This is a genomic window from Streptomyces changanensis (assembly GCF_024600715.1).
Lineage (GTDB): Bacteria > Actinomycetota > Actinomycetes > Streptomycetales > Streptomycetaceae > Streptomyces > Streptomyces changanensis.
This window is the reverse complement of the sequence record NZ_CP102332.1, coordinates 5240230-5261709: the sequence shown is the minus strand read 5'-3', so window position 1 is coordinate 5261709 and position 21480 is coordinate 5240230. Positions and strand designations below refer to the sequence as shown.

Here is a 21480-nt window from a genome sequence, read left to right as displayed (position 1 = left end):
CACCGCGCCCCGGAGCCGGGCGGCTCCGGGGCGCGGCGGGGAGGGCGGCCGGCCGGTTCAGCGGCCCGCGCCGCCGGTCCCGGCCCTGCGGCGGCGGGCCACGGTGGCGCCGGCCGCGGCGACGCAGGCCACCGCGGCGGCGGTCGCGGCCATCGCCGTACCGGACCCGCCGGATCCACCGGGCCCGGCGGAGTCACCGGCCCCGTCCGTGTCGGACGCGGTGGTGCTCGTCGCGGCCGTGCCGGAGGCGGCCGTGCCGGAGGCCGGGGTTCCGGGTACGGCCCGCTCCCCGCCCGCCACGGGGGCCACCGCGGCCGTGCCGGCGGCCGGCGCCGCCGGGGAAGCGGGTGCCGCCGGGGAGGCCGGGGTGCCCGCGGGCACGGTGACCTCCCGCTGGGCACGGCCCAGCCCCGGGTGCCCCACCTCGACGGTGACCTTCCAGCGGCCCGGCGGCAGCGCCTCGACCGTCGTGTACCCGGTCGGCGTACCGACGGCCCGGACGAGCCGCCACGGGCCGAGCGCGGTCCGGCCGTCGCCGCTGACGGCGTTGACCGTCGCGGCCACCCGCTCGTCGACGGGGTCGCCGTCGCCCGCCCAGGTGACGTCCGCGGTGACGCGCCCGGAGGACTGCCCGGTGACGTCGACCTCCAGGGCGCCGCCGTGCGCGAGGGCGGTGCCCGTGCCGGTCAGCCACAGGGCGGCCCCGGCCAGCGCGGTGACCGCGGCGGTACGGCGGGTGCGCGGGGTACGGGTGCGGGTCACGGCTGCTGCACCGTCCACACCTGGGCGGCGGCGCCCGACGCGTGCTGCAGCTCGATCAGCCAGGAGCCGTAGTACGGGCGGTTGCTGACGCCCAGGACGTACCGGCTGTCGCCCGCGGTCACGGTGACTCCGCTGCCGCTGCGGGTGATCCGCCACTGCTGGGACGCGACCGCGCGGCAGGGCTGCTGCGCCACCCAGGTCCCGGCCGAGGCCGTGCCGCCGAGTTGGAGGCACTTGCCGGAGACGGCCGAGCGGATCCGGGTGTACCCGGCGCCCGCGTCGTCGAAGAACCACTGCTGCTGGGCGTAGCCGTTGCGGGGCGAGCCGACGAGGACGGTGCCGTCGGCGGTGCGGCCGCCCCAGATCTCGGCGGCGTTGCCCGTGGCGCCGTTGGCGAGGACGTAGCGGGTGCCCGGCGTCGGGGTGGTGCCCCCGCCGCCGGCGGTGCGGAACGACGCGGCCCTGCCGGGGGCGGTGTCGCGGCCGGAGGCGTCACGCACGGAGACGGCGACCGTGTGTGCGCTGTTCGGCTTCAGGTTGTACAGGCGGGCGCTGGTCGTGTCGACCCAGCCGACGGGCCGGCCGTCGAGGTGCACCTGGTACCAGGCGGCGCCGGCGACCGCGCGCCAGCTGACGACGGCGGAGTCCTGCGCGATCTGGCCTACGGTGACGTCCGGGCCGGTCGTACCGCCCGTGCCGCCGGTCGGGGACGGCGTGGGGCTCGGGGTCGGGGTCGGGTGGGGTGTCGGGCCGGGGCCGTTGCCCTTGTGGCCCATGAGGAACTGGTTGTCGGCGATGTTCCAGTGGGTGGCCAGGTAGCTGCCGGGCTTGGGACTGGTGTGGAAGTAGTCGTCGTGGTTGCAGTCGAGCCGGTTCTCGTACGCCCGGTCGCCGCACACGGTGCGCATCTTCGGGTAGTACGGGGTGTCCGAGTAGCACATGACGTCCCACTCGTCGGTGCAGTGGGCGCCGCGGCTGGTGTTGGGCGCGCTGTTGTTCACCGCGCCGAGGTTGTGGCCCAGTTCGTGGGCGGCGGTGTGACCGCCCCAGCAGCCCGAGTCCGTACGGCCGTAGGACGGGCCGAAGTTGCTCAGGTTGCTCTGGCCGGGGCGCTCGTCCCCGGCGAAGGTGCCGATGCCGCAGTAGACCTGCGAGTCCGCGAAAATCATGTACTTGCGGTCGCGGCGGTCGAGTCCCTTGGCGGCCAGCGCGCGGTTGGTGGCGCTGAACTCGGCGAGGGCGGAGGCCGGTACCTCGATGTTGAGGACGGTGGGGGTGCAGTCGGCTGCCGTCACGTAGCGGATGTGACGGACGCCGCCGGTGTCCCGGGCGCTCTCGGAGTAGATGAGGTCGGCGTCGGCGGCCCACTTGCGGAAGGACGGCAGGTACTGGGCGTACCGGTCCTGGCCGGGGGCGTGGACGTAGACGACCTGGACGCGGTTGCCCGTGGCACCGTCCCCGTCGCACTGGACGGTCTGCCCGGCGGGCCCCTGTGCCGCGGTGCGGCCTCCGGCGGAGGAAGGGGTGGCGGCGGGCGGCTGCGGGTCCGCCTTGCGCGGCAGCGCGGCGGCGTCCAGGGCCGGAGTGGTCACGGCCTTCTCACCGGCCGGAGCCCCGTCCGGGCCCTCGGCGCGGGCCGGGTCCTCGGCGGGGGCGGCGGCCTTCACCGCCGGCGGGGTGTCCTTCTTGATGTCGACACCGGGCGGCGGGGCGTCGGGGCCGTGCGTGCAGTGGCCGCTCGCGGTGCGGTAGACACCCTCGCAGGTGTCGTCCTTCGGGGCGGGCTTGAGCCCCTTGTAGACGAGGCCCTTGGCGGGCTCGTCCTTCGGCACCTCGGTGATCGGCTCCGGCTCCTCGTCGCGGGTCGGCTCGGCGGCCGGCTCGGGAGCGGCGCTCGGGGAGGCCGCCGCGGGCGCCGCGAGCGCCGGTGCGGCGGCGCCGCCACCACCCGCCGGCGTGCCGTCGGGCGCGTACACCCCCTGGTACGCGACGGCTCCGGCGGTGGCCATGAGGGCGACGGCGGCGGTCACGAATATGAGGCGGCGTGGCTTTCGGGCTGGGGTCTTCTTCATTCTTCGACGTCCGGACACGTTCGTGCACCTTTCCTTGGTCCCTGGTCAGAGGACGGTGCGCGGAAGCCTGCCAGAGGAGAATTCCGGCAAACGAGACCAGCGGAACGAGTCCATTCCGTGACCGGGACGCAGGAAATGACGAACCCTCAAAGGCCGCGCCACACAAGGCAGTTACGCGCGTCACCCACGAGTGGTTGAGCCCTGAACAAGAAGGTCGTTACTCAATCGAGATAGAGGCTGCCGCTATTTGAATACGCGTCAGCGGAATGGGTCACTCCGCCGGCGAGCGGCGATTACGGGCCGTGCAGGAACTCCGGGTATTGGTTCAGACCTTCGGACCTTCGGACCTTCCGACCTTCCGAGACCCTCAGACCTTCAGTCCGAAAAGCTCGGCGGCGTTGCGCCACAGGACGCGCTCGAGTTCGTCCGGCGCGAAGTGCGCGTCACGGATCACGCCGAGGGAGACGCACGGGTCGATGAGCGTCGAGTCCGTACCGAAGAGGATGCGTTCCACGGGCACGCCGGTCTCCCTGGCGTACGCGATGCGGCCCGCGTCGGTGGCGGTGCGGCAGTGCTCCAGGTACAGCCGGTCGCAGGCCGCCGCCGCCCGCGCGGCCTCACGCCAGGCGTCACCGCCGGCGTGGCCCACGATGACGCGCAGGCCCGGCCGGGCCTCCACCAGCTCCGGCAGGAGGGTCACCTCACTGCCCCACGTGTGCAGCAGCAGCGGTACGCCCGCCTCGGCGACCAGGTCGAACGCGGCGGCCATCTCCGGCGACCCGGGCAGCCGGCCCGGATAGTGCGTGTGGATCTTCACTCCCACGAAACGCCCGGTGTCGAGGCAGCGCCGCAGGTCGGCGGCGCTCTCGTCGATGCGGTTGGGATTGACGACGGCGTAACCGTGGAGCCGCGGCCGCGTGGCGAGCGCCTTGTACAGGGCGGCGTTGCCCGCGACCGCGTCGTACACCACGGCCTCCGAGGCGGAGACCAGTTGGTGGTCGATGCCGTACCGGTCCATCTGCCGCAGGTTGGCGTCCGCGTCACCGGCCGTCAGGTGGAACTGCCAGCGACCCACGTGGGCGTGGACATCGATGATCGGCATCAGGCGAGCAGCTCCTCGACGTTCCTCGTGGCGATCGCGGCACGGTCGTCGGCGGGGATCCGCGCGTACCGCAGCTTCAGCGTCTGGGGCGAGAGGTCCATGAAGGGCGTCCGGGAGCCGAAGACGAGGTGGCGGGAGCCCACCGACTCCACGACCCGTTCGATCGAGTCGGGCGCGGAGAGCATCCGGGTGGTCGCCCGGAAACCCGGCTCGTCACGGGCCAGGAGGAGGAAGTCGGCGAGCAGGTACGCGTGGAGGTCGAGGAAGACGACGTCGGCGCCGCACCCGGTGAGGGGCGGGCCGAAGCGGCGCGGGTCGCCGTCGTGGAGGAGCGCCATGCCCCGTTCGACGGCGAGGCGCACGACCCTGCGGTACCCGGGGAAGTCCGGCTCGGCGCCCTGGTCGACGGTGAACAGGCGCAGGAACCGCACGCCCGCGGCGCCCAGCTCGTCCAGCCGCGCCTCGGCGGTGAGCGCGTCCCGCAGATCCACGGTGCCCACGGGCCGCAGCTCGGGGCAGTCGGCGAGGTCGCGGACCGTCTCGGCGTTCCCGCCGGCGTCGTCGTAGAGCACGCCGCGCGTGGAGAGGGCGAGCGCCCCGGCGACCGGCGAGGCGGCGAGGTGCGCGCGGACCTCGGCGAGACCGGTGTCGCGGTCGTGGCGCGGCCAGGGCCCGTACAGCACGTCGACGTCCCAGCCGACGTACTCCTCCGACGTGGGCTCCAGCCACGGGTACGCGCCGACCGGCCTCGCGGAAGCGGTGGCGGAGGGGGCGGTGCCGGTCGGCGTCGCGGGGAGGGGGGCGGCCTGCGGCCCTTCGCGTGGGGGCATCGGGGCCGTCCTCTCTCGTCGGGGCCACTTGCGGTCCGGACCGAAACTAGAACGGTGACGCGGCGCCGGTCAATGAGGCGGGGCCCCGGGCGCGTGACGGACGCCCGGCAGCATGCGTACCCGGCGGGTCCGGCGCAAACCCCGTTGCGGTACCACCCGTGCCACCCGCATCGTCGGGACGGACCCCCTCCGTTCGACCACAGCCAAGGAGCACGCCGAGGATGACGCACCCCAGGGTCGCCTACGACAGGGCGGCGGACGCGGCCTACGTGTACCTCACCGACCCCGGCACCCCGACGAAGGCGGCCCACACCCTCGCCTGCGATCCGGTGGGAGTCGACGGCACCGTCAACCTCGACTTCGACGAGGAGGGCCGCCTCGTCGGCGTGGAGGTGCTGGGGGCCGCCTCGACGTTGCCCGCGCGCCTGCTGGAGTCGGCGGAGCGCCTGGACACCCGAGGCGCCTGAGCACCCCGGCCCTCGTCCACATCGACCTCCACGCCCACGTCCACGGCCACGTCCACATCGACGGCCAGTCGATCCTCCTCGGCGGCCCGACCCCGACCTCCGCCACGGCCCGGCCACGACCGCACCCGCCGACCCGGCCGATGCGCTCCGCCCGGCGAGGAAACCGGGCTGCCCCGGCGGGGGCCGGTCGGGTACCGTGCGGGCCATGTCGAGTCCTGAGTCAGCCGAGGTGGGGGCTTTCGGTCACGCCGTCAGCCCCCTTGACCCCTGAGTTCACGGTCCGCCGTCCCGCCGCGCTCCGCGGCCGGACGAGTGCGCCCCTGGGTGCTGACCGCGGTGACGAGATGACCTCTCGTGCTTCTCCTCACCTCGGAGCCACTCGATGCCCTTCCCCCTGTACCTGCTCGCCCTGGCCGTCTTCGCCATGGGCACCTCGGAGTTCATGCTCGCCGGCCTGCTGCCGGACATCGCCTCCGACCTCGACATCACCGTCGGGACGGCGGCCACCCTCACCACGGCGTACGCGATCGGCATGGTCGTCGGCGCCCCGCTCATGGCCGGGCTCGCCCGGAACGTGCCCGGACGCTCCGGCCTGTCGGCGTTCGTCCTCCTCTTCCTCGCCGCCCACGCCGTGGGCGCGGTCACCGGCAGCTTCCCGGTCCTGATCGCGACCCGGGTGGTCGCGGCACTGGCGAACGCCGGGTTCCTCGCCGTGGCGCTGACGACCGCCACCGCGCTGGTCCCCTCGGACAAGAAGGGACGGGCGCTCGCCGTGCTGCTGTCGGGCACCACGGTGGCGACGGTCGCCGGGGTGCCCGGGGGGTCGGCCCTGGGCGCGCTGTTCGGCTGGCGGGCCACCTTCTGGGCGGTCGCCGTTCTCTGCGTGCCCGCGGCCGTCGGCATCCTCGCGGGAACGCCGGCGAGTCGCCCACGGGAGTACGCGGCTGACGGGCCGGCGGCGCTGCGACCCGAGCTCGCGCAGCTCAAGAGGCCGCGGTTGCTCCTGGTGATGCTGGTCGGCGCGCTGGTGAACGCGGCCACCTTCGCCGCTTTCACCTTCCTCGCCCCGGTGGTGACCGACGTGGCCGGGCTGGGCGAGCTGTGGGTGCCCGTCGCGCTGGTGCTCTTCGGCGCCGGTTCCTTCGCCGGGGTCACCGTCGCCGGCCGGTTCTCCGACCGGCGTCCCGGCTCGGTGCTGGTGGTCGGCGGTCCGCTGCTGCTCGTCGGCTGGCCGGCCCTGGCCCTGGCGGCCGACGAGCCGGCCGCCTTCCTCCCCCTCGTGTTCCTCCAGGGCGCGCTGTCGTTCGCCCTCGGCGGCACGCTGATCACCAGGGTCCTGTACGAGGCGTCGGGAGCCCCCACCATGGGCGGCTCCTACGCGACCGCCGCGCTCAACGTCGGCGCCGCCGTCGGACCCCTCGTCGCCGCGACCACCCTCGGTACCCCGCTCGGGCACCACGGGCCCCTCTGGGCGAGCGGGTGCCTCGTCCTGCTCGCGCTCCTCGTCGCCCTCCCCCTGCGCGGGGTGATCACAGCGGGCCGCGACCGGAGGGGGGCGTCGCGGTGACCGCACGATCACCGGCAGGTGCCGGCCGAGGGCGGGCGGGGGCCGGCGGGATCGGCGGTGTCGGCCGCGGTCCGGCGGGCCGGGCGTCGGGGGTGGGGACGGCTAGCGCTCCTCCGGTGCGGGGTCGGTCCGTACGTCGGCGGGCGCGTCGGCGGTCCGCTCCCCCTCCGCCTGGGAGGGGGTGGACCGGGCCACGTCGGGGTGTTCGTCGGTGCCTGGCTCCGGCTCCCGTTCACCCTCCGCCTGGGAAGGGGTCGGGTAGTCCCACGCGTCACTCATGGTGGTGCCTCCGCAGTCCGTGCCCGCCCCGTCCGGGGCGGGAGTGACGGGTACCCGGGAGATCCCGCCACTACCGCACCGCCGCCAGCGGTGCGGTAGTGGCGCCGCAGGCCGGACCGGCCGGGGACCGGGCCTGCGGAGATCCCCGGGCCCGCGGAACGCCCGGGCCGTCGAAGCCGGCGGGCGGCGCCGGGCTCAGCGGGCGCGGCGCTGGGCGGCGATCAGCCGCCGGTACCAGTGGAAGCTGTCCTTCGGGGTGCGGCGCTGGGTGGCGTAGTCGACGTGCACGATGCCGAAGCGCTTGCCGTAGCCCTCCGCCCACTCGAAGTTGTCGAGGAGCGACCACACGTAGTAGCCGCGTACGTCGACACCGTCGGCGAGGGCGGCGGCCACGGCGCGCAGGTGGCCGTCGAGGTACGAGATCCGGTCGGTGTCGTGCACCGTTCCGTCGGGGGACGGCTCGTCGCGCTCGGCCGATCCGTTCTCCGTGACGACGATCGGCGGGAGCGCGTCACCGTAGCGGTCGCGCAGGGAGACCAGCAGCTCGTGCAGGGTGTGCGGGGCGACCGGCCAGCCCATCGCGGTGTGGCGGAGCTCCGGCCGGGGGACGGCGGCGTACCGGTTGTCGTCGGCGGTCCGCAGCTGCGGGTCCGGCTGCCGGTACGGGGCGTCCCGGATGGTGGAGGGCGTGTAGTAGTTCACGCCGAGGAAGTCCAGGGGCTGGGAGATCAGCGCGAGGTCGCCGGGGCGACGGAACGTCTGCCGGGTGATCAGCTCGCCCCAGGTGTCCTCCTCCGACCCGGGGTAGCGGCCCGCCAGCAACGGCTCGGTCCACATGAGGTTGCGCTGGGTCTCCGCGCGCAGGGCGGCGGCGGTGTCGTCCGGGCCGGGGGTCGCGGGGGTCACGTGGTCGGGGTTGAGGGTGATCCCTGCCTCGCGGACGCCGGCGCCGCGCAGGGCGCGCAGGGCGTGACCGTGGCCGATCAGGAGGTGGTGGGCCGCGGCCAGGGCGGGCGTGCCCTCGCGCGTGCCGGGGGCGTGCAGGCCGTTGGCGTGGCCGAGGAAGGCGCTGCACCAGGGTTCGTTGAGCGTGATCCACCGCGGGACGCGGTCGGCGAGGGCCTCGGCGACGTGTGCCGCGTACTCGGCGAAACGCAGGGCGGTGTCGCGGTTCCGCCAGCCCCCGTGGTCCTCCAGGGCCTGCGGCAGGTCCCAGTGGTAGAGGGTCACGGCCGGTTCGACACCGGCCTCCAGCAGCCGGTCGACGAGGCGCGCGTAGAAGTCGAGGCCCGCGCGGTTGACGGGGCCCGTGCCGGAGGGCTGGACGCGCGGCCAGCTGACGGAGAAGCGGTACGAGTCGACCCCCAGCTCCTTGAGCAGGGCGATGTCCTCGGGGTGGCGGTGGTAGTGGTCGCAGGCCACGTCACCGGTGTCGCCGTCGCGGACGCGGCCGGGGAGCCGCGTGAAGGTGTCCCAGACGGAGGTGCCGCGCCCGTCCTCGTGGACGGCGCCCTCGATCTGGTAGGCGGCGGTGGCGGCGCCGAAGACGAAGTGGCGGGGGAACGCGGGGAAGTCGGACAGGTCCGGTGGGGCAGGCGTGTCGGACGTGGCGGACGGGCCGCAGGAGGTGGGGAGGGAGGGGGAAGCGCTCATCGGGGGGTCTCGTCTCGGGGCGGCGGGCGACGGGGCGGAGGCGGTGGGCGGTGGGGCAGCCGGGCGGCGGGGTCGGCCTGACGGGGCACGGCGACGCGACGGCGAGGCGCGCGACCTGATACTTAACCGATTAAGGCCGCCGGTAAAGGGCCTATGCGCGACTGTCGTCGAGTTTTACTAAACGATCACTCAACACCACAGCCCGGCTAGACAACGTTGTCAGCTACCGTGCACAGTGATCCCTCGCGGGACGCCCGGTCCCGCGCTACCCGCGACGAAAGGCTGACGCGATGGTGTACGGGGCTCTGGACATCGGCGGTACGAAGATCGCCGGGGCGCTCGTCGACCCGGACGGCCGCCTGGTGGCCCGCGCGCAGCGGCCGACGCCCGCCCGCGGGTCGACGGAGGCACTGATGGGGGCCGTCACCGCCGTCCTGGACGAGCTGTCCGCGCACCCCGCGTGGACGGCGCTGGACCGTTTCGGGATCGCCAGCGCCGGGCCGGTCGACACGGCCGCCGGGACGGTCAGCCCCGTCAACATCCCCGCCTGGCGCGGATTTCCGCTGGTCGAGCGGGTGCGCGCCCATCCGCGGATGCCGGCGGGCACCGCCGCGCCGGTCCTCGTCGGCGACGCGGTCGCCATGACCGCCGCCGAACACTGGCTGGGGGCCGCGCGGGGCGTCGACAACGCGCTGTGCATGGTGGTGTCGACGGGCGTCGGCGGCGGCATGGTCCTCGGCGGACGGCTGCACACGGGCCCCTCCGGCAACGCCGGGCACATCGGTCACATCTCGGTGGACCTGGACGGCGAACCCTGCCCGTGCGGGGCGCGCGGATGCGTGGAGGGCCTGGCGAGCGGTACGGCCATCGCCGCCCGCGCGCTGGCCGCCGGGTGGACGCCGCCGCCCGGCACCCCGGCCACCGCCGCCGCCGTGGCGGAGGCCGCCCGTGCCGGGCACGGTACGGCGCGGGCCGCGTACGACCGGGCCGCCCAGGCCCTCGCGGCCGGCATCGCGGCGACCATCACCCTCGTCGAGCTGGACGTGGTGGTCGTCGGCGGCGGCGTGGCGCAGGCCGGTGACACGTTGTTCGCGCCGCTGCGGCGGTGGCTGGACGCGTACGCGGTGCTGGGGTTCGCCCGCGGTGTACCGGTCGTGCCCGCGAGGCTGGCCCTCGACGCCGGGCTGATCGGCGCCGCGGCCGCCGCGGGCGCCCACACCGGCGCCGCACCCGCCCCGCCCCGCCGGTCCGCCTCACCCGTGCCGAACGCCCCCTTTACCCCGTCCGCGCCGTCCGCACTTCCCGTGTCGCGCACCCCGTCCACCCAGCCCGACCCGGCCGCCCCCTCCGCCCCACCCGTGCCGGACACCCCGCCCACCCGGCCGACCCCGGACACCGCACCCACCCGGCCCGCCCCGGACACCACGTCCACCCCGCCGGTACCCACGGCCTGACCGGCGTTACGTCCCGCGTACATCCCCCGGCATACGGCCCGCTCCCCCGCACCCCGCCCCTTCCCACCCCGCCGCCCCGGGTGGCACGTCCCTCGGCCGGCCGGCCGAAAGGAACCCGCCCGTGGACCGCCTCGGCACCACCGTCCGCCCCTACGACTGGGGCTCCCCCACCGCGCTGCCCGAGCTGATGGGCACCGTCCCCGACGGCACGCCGCAGGCGGAGCTGTGGATGGGCGCCCACCCCGCGGCCCCCTCCCTCGTGGAGCGCGGGGGACGCCTCCGGCCGCTCGACGAGATCATCGCCGCCGACCCCGCAGGGGAGTTGGGGGAGGCCACCGCGCGCCGGTTCGGGCCGCGGCTGCCGTTCCTGCTCAAGCTCCTCGCGGCCGAGTCGCCGCTCTCCCTCCAGGTCCACCCCGACGCCGCGCAGGCGGCCGCCGGGTACGCGCGCGAGAACGCCGCCGGCATCCCCGTCGACGCGCCCCACCGGACCTACCGGGACGCCCACCACAAGCCCGAGATGCTCGTGGCGCTGAGCCCGTTCGAGGGCCTGTGCGGCTTCCGCCCCGCCCGCGAGTGCGCCCGGCTCCTCGACGCCCTGGAGGTGGACGGCCTCGCCCCGCACGCGGAGGTCCTGCGCTCCCGGCCGGAGGAGGACGCCCTGCGCGAGGTGTTCTCCGCCTTCCTCACCTCCCCCGCGCCGGACCTCGTCGCCGAGGTCACCCGGGCGCTGGCCCGCGTGGCGCGGAGCGGCGGCGCGTGGGGACGCGACTGCGCGGTGTACGCGGGGGTGGCGCGCGTACACCCCGGCGATCCGGGGCTGCTCGCCGCCCTGATGGTGCGACAGGTGCGACTCGCACCGGGTGAGGCGCTGTTCCTCGGGGCGGGGGTCCCACACGCGTACCTGCGGGGGCTCGGCGTGGAGGTGATGGCCGGTTCGGACAACGTGCTGCGCTGCGGGCTGACGACCAAGCACGTGGACGCGGCGGAGCTGCTGCGGGTCGTGCGGTTCGCCGCCGGTCCGGCCGGTGCCGTACGCCCCGAGGTCCTGGCGGGCGGCGAGGAGCTGTACCCGGCGCCGGTCGGCGACTTCCGGCTGTCCCGGCTGCGGCCGGGAGCGGTCCGTGCCGCCTACCGCCTCGACGGGTCCGGTCCGCAGGTCCTGGTGTGCACGGGCGGGCGCGCCCGGCTGGCCGGCCCGAGGGGCGAACTGGGCCTGCGACCCGGCCAGTCTGCGTACGTCCCGGCGGGCGAAGAGGTCGCCGTCACCGGAAGCGGGACGGTCTTCCGGGCCACCGTCGGGCGGGAAGAAGCGCACCGAACGGACATCGCGCACACCGGCACCCGATGAACTCCCACTAAACTTAACCGGTTTCGTCCGAACGGTTGTCTCGTTGGTGGTCTCGTTCTAGCCTCTCCTCAAGTCGCCGGACGGAATGTCGAACACCGCCGTACACGCGCTCCCCCACCAGGGAATGCGCGGTGCCGTCCCCCGGCGCCCGATCTCCCGCCGCCCGGTCCCGGAGCCGCAATCTCGGACCTGACAGCGGGAAAGCACCTCGGCACTGCCGGCGCGCCCGTCGATGAACGGCGCGGACCGGCGGAGAAAGCACACCCGGAGAAATCCCCCGGGAATTCTCCGCCGCACCGGGGCCGAGGGAACGACCCACGACACACACGGCACAGCCGTACCCCGGGACGCGCACACCCCGGCGTACGAGCGACCACGTTGGGAGCAGGAGATGCGAAAGAGACTGGCCACCGCTGCGGGAGCGCTGCTGGCCATGGCGGCCTCGACACTGGCCGCCCCGCACGCCGCCGCCCGGGAGGCCGACTCCGGAGCGACGGCGGCGCCATCGGCATCGGCGGCGACCGGGTTCCACGTCAGGGACGGCCGGCTGCTGGACGCGAACGGCGGGGACTTCGTCATGCGCGGCGTGAACCACGCCCACGCCTGGTACACGAGCACGACGCCGAAGGCGCTGAAGGACGTCAAGGCGCTCGGCGCGAACACGGTCCGCGTCGTGCTCGCCACCGGCGACCGCTGGACCAGGAACGACACCGCCGACGTGGCGGCCGTCGTCGACCAGTGCAAGCAGAACCGGCTCGTCTGCGTGCTGGAGGCGCACGACACCACCGGATACGGCGAGCAGGACGGCGCCGTGACCCTGGACCGCGCCGTCGACTACTGGATCGACGTGCAGAGCGCCCTCAAGGGCCAGGAGAAGTACGTCGTCCTCAACATCGGCAACGAGCCGCACGGGAACACCGGGTACCAGGCGTGGACCGCCGACACGTCCGCGGCGATCAACCGGCTCCGCACCGCCGGATTCACCCACACGCTGATGGCGGACGCCCCCAACTGGGGCCAGGACTGGTCCTTCACCATGCGGGACAACGCGCAGCGCGTGTTCTCCGCCGACCCGGCGCGCAACACGGTGTTCTCCATCCACATGTACGGCGTCTTCGACACGGCGGCCGAGGTACGGGACTACCTGAACCGGTTCGCCTCTGCCCGACTCCCGATCGTGGTCGGCGAATTCGGCCACGACCACTCCGACGGCAACCCCGACGAGGACGCCATCATGGCGACCGCCGAACAGCTCGGCCTCGGTTACCTGGGCTGGTCGTGGAGCGGCAACGGCGGCGGCGTCGAATACCTCGACATGGCCGTCGGCTTCGACCCGTCCCGGCTCTCCCCGTGGGGTGAGCGGATCTTCGACGGCGCGCACGGCATCAAGGCGACCTCCCGTGAGGCGAGCGTCTACTCCGGCGGCGGGGGCGACACCAGGCCCCCCACGGCACCGGGCACGCCGACCGCGTCCGACGTCCGGTCCGACCGCGTGACGCTCGGCTGGGCGGCCTCCACGGACGACACGGCGGTCACCGCCTACGACGTGGTGCGCCTCGACGGCACCACCGAGACCCGCGCCGCCACGTCGGCGACGAGCCGCGCGACCGTCACGGGCCTGACGCCGTCCACCGCGTACACCTTCGCCGTGTACGCCCGTGACGCCGCCGGCAACCGCTCGGCGCGCTCCGCCCCGGTCACCGTCACCACGGCACCGGCGCAGTCCACGGGCGCCTGCGCGGTCACCTACCGCGTCCACGAGTGGAACGGCGGCTTCAACGCCGACGTGACCGTCCGCAACACCGGCGCGGCGGCGGTGAGCGACTGGCGGCTGGACTTCGCGTTCCCCGGCGACCAGCGGGTGCACTCCGCCTGGAACGCCAAGGTGGTCCAGCAGGGTTCCCAGGTGCGGGCCACCCCCGAGCCGTGGACCCGGACCATCCCGGCGGGCGGCAGTGTGAGCTTCGGCCTCAGCGCCTCCTTCACCGGCACGAACGGCACCCCGTCCGCCTTCAGCCTCGACGGCGCCCCCTGCACCACGCTCTGACGGGCCGCCGCGGCTGCCGGGAGGCGCCAGGACCGACGCTCCGCGGCTCGCTTCCCCGCAGCGGACGGCGGAGCTGACGGCAGGCGGCCGGCCGGACCGGGCCCGGTCGGCCGCCTGCCGCAGCCCCCGGGCCCCCGGGCCCCCGGGCCCCGGGCCTCTCGGCGCCTCCCGGCCACTCCCGGCCTCTCCGGCGCCTCCCGGCCTCTCCCGGAGCCTCGTACGCCGAGGGGCCGCACCCCCGAGCGGGGCGCGGCCCTCCGGTGTGCCGGGTCAGCCCCGCGGGCCGTACACGGGTGCCGGGGCGGTGGAGCCGCGGGGGGTCAGCGTCGGGGTCGGCGCCTGGTACGGGCCGGTGTGCGTGCCGTCGATGACCTCGAACAGGATCCGCGCCACCTCCGCGCCGAAGTGGTGCACGTCGTGGCTCATCGCGGAGAGCGTCGGATGTGTGATCCGGCAGAGCTGCGAGTCGTCCCACGCCAGCAGCGACAGGTCGTCGGGGACGACGAGGCCCATCTCGGCGGCGACGCCCGCGCCCGCGACGGCCATGATGTCGTTGTCGTACACGATCGCCGTGGGGCGGTCGGCGGAGAGCAGCAGGGAGCGCGTGGCGCGGGCGCCCTCCTCCTCGTCGAAGCCCGTCGCGATCTGCCGGCCCTCGTCCAGGCCCAGCCCGCGGACCGTCGACCGGAACGCCTCCGCGCGGATCGCGCTGTGGCCGAGCTCCGCCGGGCCGCCGACGCGGGCGATCCGGCGGTGCCCGAGGGCCGCCAGGTAGCGCACGGCCTCGCCGACCGCGGTGGCGTCGTCCGTCCACACGGCCGGGAAGGCCCCGGTCAGCGACGGGTGGCCGACGGCGACGGCGGGCAGCCCGATGGCCTGGAGGGCCGGGACGCGCGGGTCGTCCCGGCGGAAGTCGACGAGCACCGCGCCGGCGACCATGCGGCCGCGCCACCAGTCGCGGTGGACGGCGATCTCCTCGTCGACGTCGCGCACCAGCCGCAGCAGCAGCGAGCAGGAACGCTCCACGAGGACGCTCTCGATGCCGGAGACGAAGTCCATGTAGAACGGCTCGATGCCCAGCAGCCGCGCGGGCCGGCACAGGGCCAGCCCGACGACGTCGACCCGCTGGTTGGAGAGGCTGCGCGCCGTCGCGCTGGGCGCCCAGCCCAGCTGCTGGGCGGCTTCGAAGATCCGCTCCCGGGTGGCCTCCGACACGCCCGGCTTGTGGTTGAAGGCGAGCGACACGGCGCCCTTGGACACGCCCGCCCTGGCGGCGACGTCCTTGATGGTGACGCGTGCGGGCGAGCCGCTCACACCACGTCCACGCAGAACAGGGCGGCCCGGACGTCCGCGGCGTCCGGGGTGCCGCAGCCGGTCAGCCGGATGCGCGTCACCTCGCCGGGCAGCAGGGTCTGCGGGCCGCGGTCGGCGGCGGCCGCCGCCCCGAGCCGGTCGGCCTGGAGCAGGAGGTCTCGGACAGGAGTGTGCGCGCTCACCACGACGTCGACTCTATCCCCCCGGCCCGGTACCGGCTCCACCGCGACGTCGAACCGGGGCGGCACGTACGCGAAGTCCTTGTCCGGCACCGGGAAGTGGACGGCGCGCAGGCCGTCCGCGTCGGCGACGAGGAACTCCTTCACGGTCCCCTCGGCCGGCGCGGCCGCCTCGGGGACGGGTACGCGGACGACGGAGCGCGGTTCCACGGCCACGTCCAGGGTGGTGCGGTGCAGGACGGTGCCGTCCGCGGCGAGACGGCGCAGGGTCACCGCGGCGTGCCACGGGTCGGCCGACTGGTTGATCACGGCCAGCGTCGGCCCCTCGCCGCCGCAGCCGGCGTCCGTGTCGTCGCCACCTGGGCCGGCGCCCGTGTCCGGGCCGGCCCCGGTGCCCGCCCCCTCCCCTGTGCCGGTACCCGCGTCCGCTCGCGCGCCGCCCGGCAGCAGGGTGAGGAGCCGGTCGGCGTAGACGCGGCGCAGCTCGTGGTGGAGCGGCTTCGGTCGGCCGTCGCCGTCGATCGCGGACCACGAACTGACCGGCCAGCAGTCGTTGAGCTGCCAGACGACGGTGCCGGCGCAGACCGGCCAGTGGGCCCGCCAGTGTTCGATGCCGGCGGCGACGGCGCGTGCCTGGACGAGCTGGGTGAGGTAGTGCCAGCGGTCGAAGTCGCCGTCGGGGAGCGGGAAGTGGCGGGCGACGCCCCGGTTCAGCTTGCCGTTGCCGTCCTCGGCCTTCTGGTGGTGCAGCATGCCGGGCGAGTCGGGCGCGAGCCGTTCGCCGGGCAGGGCCCGCCGGAGCGTGGCCAGCGCGGGCGGCGCCTGCCAGCCGAACTCGGCGACGAACCGGGGGACGCTCGCGCGGTACTCGGCGTAGTCCCGGCGGTTCCACACCTCCCACGAGTGGTGGGTGCCGTGCGCCGGGTCGTTGGGGTGGTGGTCCCACGAGCCGGACCAGGGGCTGCCGGCGGCGTACGGGCGGGTGGGGTCCAGCTCGGCGACGACGCGGGGCAGCAGGCCCAGGTAGTAGCCCTCGCCCCAGGAGTCGCCGGCCAGGTCGGGTTCCCAGCCCCAGTCGCGGAAGCCCCAGAGGTTCTCGTTGTTGCCGTTCCACAGGACGAGGCTGGGGTGCGGCATGAGCCGGACGACGTTGTCCCGCGCCTCGGCCTCGACCTCGCCGCGCAGGGGCTGCTCCTCCGGGTAGGCGGAGCAGGCGAAGAGGAAGTCCTGCCAGACCATGAGGCCCAGTTCGTCGCAGGCGTCGTAGAACGCCTCGTCCTCGTAGATGCCGCCGCCCCAGACCCGGACGAGGTCGACGTTGGCGTCGGCGGCCTGGGCGAGGCGGGTGCGGTACCGCTCGGGGGTGACGCGGGAGGGCAGTACGTCGTCGGGGATCCAGTTGACGCCCCGGGCGAAGACGCGGACGCCGTTGACGACGAGGGTGAAGCCGGTGCCGTGCGCGTCGGCGGAGCGGTCCAGCTCGACGGTGCGGAAGCCGATCCGGCGGTGCCAGGCGTCGAGCGGCCCGTCGTCGTCCGCGAGGGTGACCTCCAGGTCGTACAGGGGCTGGTCCCCGTAGCCGCGGGGCCACCACAGGCGCACGTCCGGCACCTCCAGCCGCAGGACCGCCTCGTCACCGGTGACGACGGCCTCCGCGAACGCCCCGCCACCCCCGCTGGCGGCCTCCGCCGCCACGGCCTTCGCCGCCACGGCCTTCGCGGCCACGCCGGCGCCGCCACCGCCACCGCCGACCCGGGCGCGGACGCGCAGGGGCCGTCCCTCGCCCCGCGCGGTCCGTTCCACGTCGATGCGCACCTCCACCCGGCCCGTGGTCCCCTCCACGGTGACCAGGGGACGGACCTCGGCGACGCGCGCGGTCGACCAGTGCTCCAGCCGGACCCCGCGCCAGATCCCGGCGGTCACCACGGTCGGGCCCCAGTCCCAGCCGAAGCTGCACGCCATCTTGCGCACGTACTGCGAGGGCTCCGGGTAGACGTTGGGCCGCTCGCCGGTCACGGCCCGGACGGCCGCCGCCTCGTCGTAGGCGGAGGCGAAGCGGACCTCCAGCTCGCCGGTGCGGCCGGTGACGTCGAAGCGGTAGCGGCGGTGCATGTTGCGGGTGGCGCCGACCGGTTCGCCGGCCAGGGTGACGCGGGCGGCGGTGTCGAGTCCGTCGAAGACGAGGTGGGTGCGCTCGTGGGCGCTGTCGTGGGCCAGGTGCGTCGTGTACGTCCACTCCCGCCGGCCGACCCAGGCGACCTCCTTCTCGTTGAGGCCGATGAAGGGGTCGGGGATGGCACCGGCGGCCAGCAGGTCGCTGTGGACGCAGCCGGGGACGCGGGCGTCGAGCAACGCGTCGCCGTGACGCAGGTGCCAGCCCTCCGTGAGCTGCGTGATGTCCTTCATGGGTGCGGCTCCAATCGCCTGGTTCAGGCCGGGGCGGATGTACGACGGCGCACAACGTAACCCGCCGATCAAGACGTGTCCATAAACCGGTCTAGTAGAAATTCCGGCCCACAGACCGGCGGCAGCGAGCAGTCAGCACCTGGCGCGACGCACACGGTCCGGTAACGATTGGGCATCACGCTGGAAATCGGAGCTTTACCGGTTCACCACCGACTGACATAGTGCCGACATCCCACCCGCAGAGCTGAGCCGCGATCCTGAAGGAGCTGGGCACATGGGGAAGAAGAAGACGCTCACGGGGGCGCTCCTCGCCACCGCGATGCTGACCGTCGCGGGGTGCGGCGGCGGTGGCACCGCCTCCGGCGAACCGGCGACCGCCCCCTCCGACCCGGGCGACGCCACCGGCGAGATCAAGGTCCTCACGCACCGGACCGACCTCGTCCAGGACGGGACGATGGCCCGGTACGCCGCCGAGTTCAACAAGACCCACCCGAAGGTCAAGGTGACCTTCGAGGCCCTGACCGACTACGAGGGCGAGGTGAGGATCCGGATGAACACCGACGACTACGGCGACGTCCTCATGATCCCGGCCGCCGTCGCCAAGAACGACTACCCGAAGTTCTTCGCCCCTCTGGGCAGCTCCGAGGAACTGGGCTCCAGGTACCGCTTCAGCGACAAGACGGACGTCGGCGGCAAGGTCTACGGCATCGCCCAGTTCGGCACCGCCAACGGCTTCCTCTACAACAAGGCCGTCTGGAAGAAGGCCGGCATCACCGACTGGCCCACCACCCCGCAGGAGTTCCTCGCCGACCTCCGGGCGATCGAGGCGAAGACGGACGCCGTCCCGTACTACACGAACTTCAAGGACGGCTGGCCGCTGACGGCCTGGAGCAACGACATCGGCTCCGTCAGCTGCGACGCGAAGGCCAACGACAAGCTGGCCGGCCCCGTCTCCCCCTGGAAGGAGGGGGGCGAGCTGCGTGTCATCGACTCACTGCTGCACGACATCGTGAAGGCCGGCCTGTCGGAGAAGGACCCCAACACCACCAACTGGGAAGCCTCCAAGGGCATGATCGCCGAGGGCCGGATCGCCACCATGCACCTCGGCTCGTGGGCGATCACGCAGATGCGGGACGCGGCGAAGAAGGCCGGTACCGACCCGGCGGACATCGGCTTCATGCCGTTCCCCGCCCAGAAGGACGGCACCTTCTGCGCGACCGCCACCACGGACTACCAGCAGGCGGTCAGCGCCCACTCGGAGCACAAGGCGGCGGCGCGCGCCTGGATCGACTGGTTCACCGAGAAGTCGGGATACGCGGCGAAGGAGGGCGCCATCTCCACGGTGAAGGCCGCCGCGATGCCCGACACCCTCGCCGACTACGGTGACAACGATGTCAAGCTCGTGGAGCGGTCGGAGGCCGAGACGGGCGAGGTCAACGCCATCGACAACGCCGCCGAGATCGGCCTCGACAAGCCCGACTACCGGCGGCAGCTGGTCGACATCGCCCGCGGGGCGCAGAAGGGCGACGCCCGGAGCTTCTTCGCCGACCTCGACAAGCGGTGGAACGAGGCGGCGAAGACCGCCGGATCCTGACCCCGGCGGAACGGGACCGCCGGCCCCTGATCCGGCGGCACAGGACCGCCGGCCGCTGCCCGGCGGAGCTGGACCGCCGGCCCCTGATCCGGCGGAACGGGGCCCCGGCCGTACGACAGCGGCCGGGGCCCTCCCTCCCGTCTCCCCGCCGCAGACGCGGACACGAAAGGCTGAGATGACCGACACGACCGACACCGCCTCCGGCCGCGCCGCCGCCACCGGACGGCCCGCCGCCTCCGCACGCCCCGCCCCCACCGCCTCCGCACGGCCCGCACGGCCCGCACGGCCCGCACCAGGGGAGACGGGTACGCCGGGTCGGGGGGCCCGTACCGGCGAGGCACCCGCGGACCGTCCCGTGGAGCGCTTCCCCAAGCGCCCCGGCCGGCGCTTGCGGCGCAGCGACGGCTCCGGCCCGCCCTCGGGTCCCCCCTCCGGCCCGCCTTCCGGGCGGCGGTCCTGGCGCGACAGCCCCGTGCGGCGGCTCACCCCGTGGCTCTTCCTGCTGCTGCCGCTCGCCCTGCTGATCACGTTCACGTACGTCCCCGTGGTCAACATGGTCTACTACGGCTTCACCGACTGGGACGGCATCAGCCCGGACCGGAACTTCACGGGCGTCGACAACTACGTGCAGATCTTCACCCGCCCCGAGCTCTTCCGCGTCTTCTTCGTCAGCGGCTACTACCTCGCGGCGTCCGCCGTCCAGATCGCCGTGGCGCTGTACTTCGCCACCGTCCTCAGCTTCGACCTGCGGTTCCGCAACCTGTTCAAGGGGATCCTCTTCTTCCCCTACCTGATCAACGGCGTCGCGATCGGCTTCGTCTTCCTCTACTTCTTCCAGGACGGCGGCACGCTCGACTCCGTCCTGTCCTGGCTGGGCGTCACCACCGACCACCCGTGGCTCGGTGACCCCACCTCCGCCAACGCCTCCCTCGCGGGCGTCTCCATGTGGCGCTTCACCGGGCTGAACTTCGTCCTCTTCCTCGGCGCGATCCAGTCCATCCCCGGCGAGCTGTACGAGGCCGCCCAGCTGGACGGCGCGAGCCGGTGGCAGCAGTTCCGGCACATCATCGCCCCCAGCATCAGGCCCGTCCTCAGCCTGAGCCTCATCCTGGCGATCTCGGGGTCGCTGTCCGTGTTCGAGATCCCGTACATCATGACCGGCGGCGCGACCGGCACGTCGACCTTCGTCATCCAGACGGTCAAGCTCGCCTTCCAGTTCAACAAGACCGGCCTCGCCTCCGCCGCCGCCGTGGTGCTGCTCGCGATCATCCTGTTGATCACGTGGATCCAGCGCCGGCTCGTGCCCGACGACAAGGTGGACCTCACGTGACGACCCCCGACCTCACCGCCGCACCGGCCGCCCGGCCCACGCAGCCCGCGCCGTCCACGCGGCCCGCACCGCGCCGTACCCCCCGCCGCCCGCGGATCGGCACCGCGCTGACCTACCTGTCGCTGGTCGCCGCCTCCGTGGTCGTGCTGCTGCCGCTCACCGTCGTGTTCCTGACGTCCCTCAAGACCTCGGAGGAGGTCGCGGACGGCAGCGCGCTCTCCCTGCCGGGGAACTGGCTCAACACCGACAACTACGTCACGGCCTTCACCGACGGCAAGATGCTGGCCGCCTTCGGCAACACGGCGTTCATCCTGCTCTTCTCCATCGGCGGGACCGTCCTGATCGGCTCGATGACCGCCTACGCCATCGACCGCTTCGACTTCCGCGCCAAGAAGACCGTCATGGCGCTGTTCCTCGTCGCCACCCTGGTGCCGGGCGTCACGACACAGGTCGCCACCTTCCAACTGATGAACGGCTTCGGCCTCGTGGACTCACGGTGGGCGCCGATCCTGCTCTACATGGGCACGGACATCGTGTCGATCTACATCTTCCTGCAGTTCATCCGCTCCATCCCGACCTCCCTGGACGAGGCGGCCCGACTGGACGGCGCGAACGCCTTCACGATCTACCGGAAGATCATCTTCCCGCTGCTGAAGCCGGCCATCGCCACCGTGGTCATCATCAAGGGCATCACGACGTACAACGACTTCTACATCCCCTTCCTCTACCTGCACTCCGAGGAGCTCGGCACCATCTCCACGGCCCTGTTCCGCTTCAAGGGCCCCTTCGGCGCGCACTGGGAGGCGATCTCGGCGGGCGCGATCCTCGTCATCGTGCCGACGCTCGTCGTCTTCCTGCTGCTCCAGCGGTGGATCTACAACGGCTTCGCCCAGGGCGCGACGAAGTGACCGGCGGGGCGGAGCCCTCCCGCCCCACCACTCCCCCTGCCTCACCGCCCCCGCGAGCGTCGCGGCTCGTGGCGCTGCTCCGCCACCGGATCCGGGTGGGCCGGTCGCCCGGCGGCGGTGGGGTGCTGTCGATGGGGGACGTCGTCGCGCGGGTTGCCGGGGTGG

General features: G+C 73.9%; 15 protein-coding genes and 1 pseudogene. 8 read left to right on the top strand and 8 right to left on the bottom strand.

Features of this window, described 5'->3' with window-relative positions:
- Positions 1 to 57: 57 nt before the first annotated feature.
- The 4 genes from NRO40_RS23095 to NRO40_RS23080 all read right to left on the bottom strand — a co-directional run bounded on the left by NRO40_RS23095 (position 58) and on the right by NRO40_RS23080 (position 4766).
- Entirely contained in the window at positions 58 to 762 is a 705-nt protein-coding gene (locus tag NRO40_RS23095; RefSeq protein ID WP_058943586.1) for a hypothetical protein, read from the bottom strand.
- Complete coding sequence (locus NRO40_RS23090; protein ID WP_232791169.1) at positions 759 to 2792, bottom strand: RICIN domain-containing protein; 2034 nt, start codon at positions 2790 to 2792, stop codon at positions 759 to 761. Before NRO40_RS23090 ends, NRO40_RS23095 begins: the two co-directional genes overlap by 4 nt.
- A 409-nt stretch (positions 2793 to 3201) precedes the next feature.
- Positions 3202 to 3936 (bottom strand): amidohydrolase family protein, encoded by a 735-nt coding sequence (locus NRO40_RS23085; RefSeq protein WP_058943587.1) that lies wholly within the window; start codon positions 3934 to 3936, stop codon positions 3202 to 3204.
- Positions 3936 to 4766, bottom strand: coding sequence for an amidohydrolase family protein (locus tag NRO40_RS23080; RefSeq protein ID WP_232791170.1), 831 nt, complete (start codon positions 4764 to 4766; stop codon positions 3936 to 3938). Before NRO40_RS23080 ends, NRO40_RS23085 begins: the two co-directional genes overlap by 1 nt.
- Before the next feature lie 221 nt (positions 4767 to 4987).
- On the opposite strand from NRO40_RS23080, the gene NRO40_RS23075 reads away from it, so the two are divergent.
- Positions 4988 to 5233 (top strand): DUF2283 domain-containing protein, encoded by a 246-nt coding sequence (locus tag NRO40_RS23075; protein ID WP_058943588.1) that lies wholly within the window; start codon positions 4988 to 4990, stop codon positions 5231 to 5233.
- Between the two features lie 382 nt (positions 5234 to 5615).
- A complete protein-coding gene (locus NRO40_RS23070) occupies positions 5616 to 6800 on the top strand; it encodes a Cmx/CmrA family chloramphenicol efflux MFS transporter (RefSeq protein ID WP_058943589.1) in 1185 nt (394 codons plus the stop codon).
- Positions 6801 to 6902: 102 nt separating this feature from the next.
- Here NRO40_RS23070 and NRO40_RS23065 read toward each other — a convergent pair whose 3' ends face one another.
- Positions 6903 to 7079, bottom strand: a complete 177-nt coding sequence (locus NRO40_RS23065; RefSeq protein ID WP_198549403.1) for a hypothetical protein — start codon at positions 7077 to 7079, stop codon at positions 6903 to 6905.
- A 195-nt stretch (positions 7080 to 7274) separates the two neighbouring features.
- Positions 7275 to 8660, bottom strand: coding sequence for a GH1 family beta-glucosidase (locus NRO40_RS23060; RefSeq protein ID WP_058943603.1), 1386 nt, complete (start codon positions 8658 to 8660; stop codon positions 7275 to 7277).
- 362 nt (positions 8661 to 9022) lie between these two features.
- On the opposite strand from NRO40_RS23060, the pseudogene NRO40_RS23055 reads away from it, so the two are divergent.
- The 3 genes and pseudogenes from NRO40_RS23055 to NRO40_RS23045 all read left to right on the top strand — a co-directional run.
- Positions 9023 to 9940 (top strand): annotated as a pseudogene (locus NRO40_RS23055) (ROK family protein); the annotation flags it as partial.
- 367 nt (positions 9941 to 10307) lie between these two features.
- Positions 10308 to 11537 (top strand): mannose-6-phosphate isomerase, class I, encoded by a 1230-nt coding sequence (gene manA / locus NRO40_RS23050; RefSeq protein ID WP_058943590.1) that lies wholly within the window; start codon positions 10308 to 10310, stop codon positions 11535 to 11537.
- Between the two features lie 391 nt (positions 11538 to 11928).
- Complete coding sequence (locus NRO40_RS23045; RefSeq protein ID WP_058943591.1) at positions 11929 to 13584, top strand: cellulase family glycosylhydrolase; 1656 nt, start codon at positions 11929 to 11931, stop codon at positions 13582 to 13584.
- A gap of 270 nt (positions 13585 to 13854) precedes the next feature.
- Here the strand turns inward: NRO40_RS23045 and NRO40_RS23040 are convergent, their stop codons facing one another.
- Positions 13855 to 14898: a LacI family DNA-binding transcriptional regulator gene (locus tag NRO40_RS23040; protein WP_058943592.1), complete on the bottom strand. Its 1044-nt coding sequence runs from the start codon at positions 14896 to 14898 to the stop codon at positions 13855 to 13857.
- Positions 14895 to 17483, bottom strand: coding sequence for a glycoside hydrolase family 2 protein (locus NRO40_RS23035; RefSeq protein WP_058943593.1), 2589 nt, complete (start codon positions 17481 to 17483; stop codon positions 14895 to 14897). The genes NRO40_RS23040 and NRO40_RS23035 overlap by 4 nt, the downstream gene beginning before the upstream one ends.
- A 274-nt stretch (positions 17484 to 17757) precedes the next feature.
- On the opposite strand from NRO40_RS23035, the gene NRO40_RS23030 reads away from it, so the two are divergent.
- The 3 genes from NRO40_RS23030 to NRO40_RS23020 all read left to right on the top strand — a co-directional run bounded on the left by NRO40_RS23030 (position 17758) and on the right by NRO40_RS23020 (position 21315).
- Complete coding sequence (locus NRO40_RS23030; RefSeq protein ID WP_058943594.1) at positions 17758 to 19077, top strand: ABC transporter substrate-binding protein; 1320 nt, start codon at positions 17758 to 17760, stop codon at positions 19075 to 19077.
- Between the two features lie 388 nt (positions 19078 to 19465).
- Positions 19466 to 20407, top strand: a complete 942-nt coding sequence (locus NRO40_RS23025; RefSeq protein ID WP_058943604.1) for a carbohydrate ABC transporter permease — start codon at positions 19466 to 19468, stop codon at positions 20405 to 20407.
- Positions 20404 to 21315 carry a carbohydrate ABC transporter permease gene (locus NRO40_RS23020; protein ID WP_079047277.1) on the top strand — a complete coding sequence of 304 codons (912 nt, stop codon included), beginning with the start codon at positions 20404 to 20406 and terminating at the stop codon, positions 21313 to 21315. Before NRO40_RS23025 ends, NRO40_RS23020 begins: the two co-directional genes overlap by 4 nt.
- Positions 21316 to 21480: the final 165 nt, after the last annotated feature.

What these genes read in the sequence shown, in the direction of transcription:
- NRO40_RS23085 (WP_058943587.1), bottom strand. Translation starts at nt 3,936, where the DNA reads ATGCCGATCATCGATGTCCACGCCCACGTGGGTCGCTGGCAGTTCCAC.
- NRO40_RS23080 (WP_232791170.1), bottom strand. Translation starts at nt 4,766, where the DNA reads ATGCCCCCACGCGAAGGGCCGCAGGCCGCCCCCCTCCCCGCGACGCCG.
- NRO40_RS23075 (WP_058943588.1), top strand. Translation starts at nt 4,988, where the DNA reads ATGACGCACCCCAGGGTCGCCTACGACAGGGCGGCGGACGCGGCCTAC.
- NRO40_RS23070 (WP_058943589.1), top strand. Translation starts at nt 5,616, where the DNA reads ATGCCCTTCCCCCTGTACCTGCTCGCCCTGGCCGTCTTCGCCATGGGC.
- NRO40_RS23065 (WP_198549403.1), bottom strand. Translation starts at nt 7,079, where the DNA reads ATGAGTGACGCGTGGGACTACCCGACCCCTTCCCAGGCGGAGGGTGAA.
- NRO40_RS23045 (WP_058943591.1), top strand. Translation starts at nt 11,929, where the DNA reads ATGCGAAAGAGACTGGCCACCGCTGCGGGAGCGCTGCTGGCCATGGCG.
- NRO40_RS23035 (WP_058943593.1), bottom strand. Translation starts at nt 17,483, where the DNA reads ATGAAGGACATCACGCAGCTCACGGAGGGCTGGCACCTGCGTCACGGC.
- NRO40_RS23030 (WP_058943594.1), top strand. Translation starts at nt 17,758, where the DNA reads ATGGGGAAGAAGAAGACGCTCACGGGGGCGCTCCTCGCCACCGCGATG.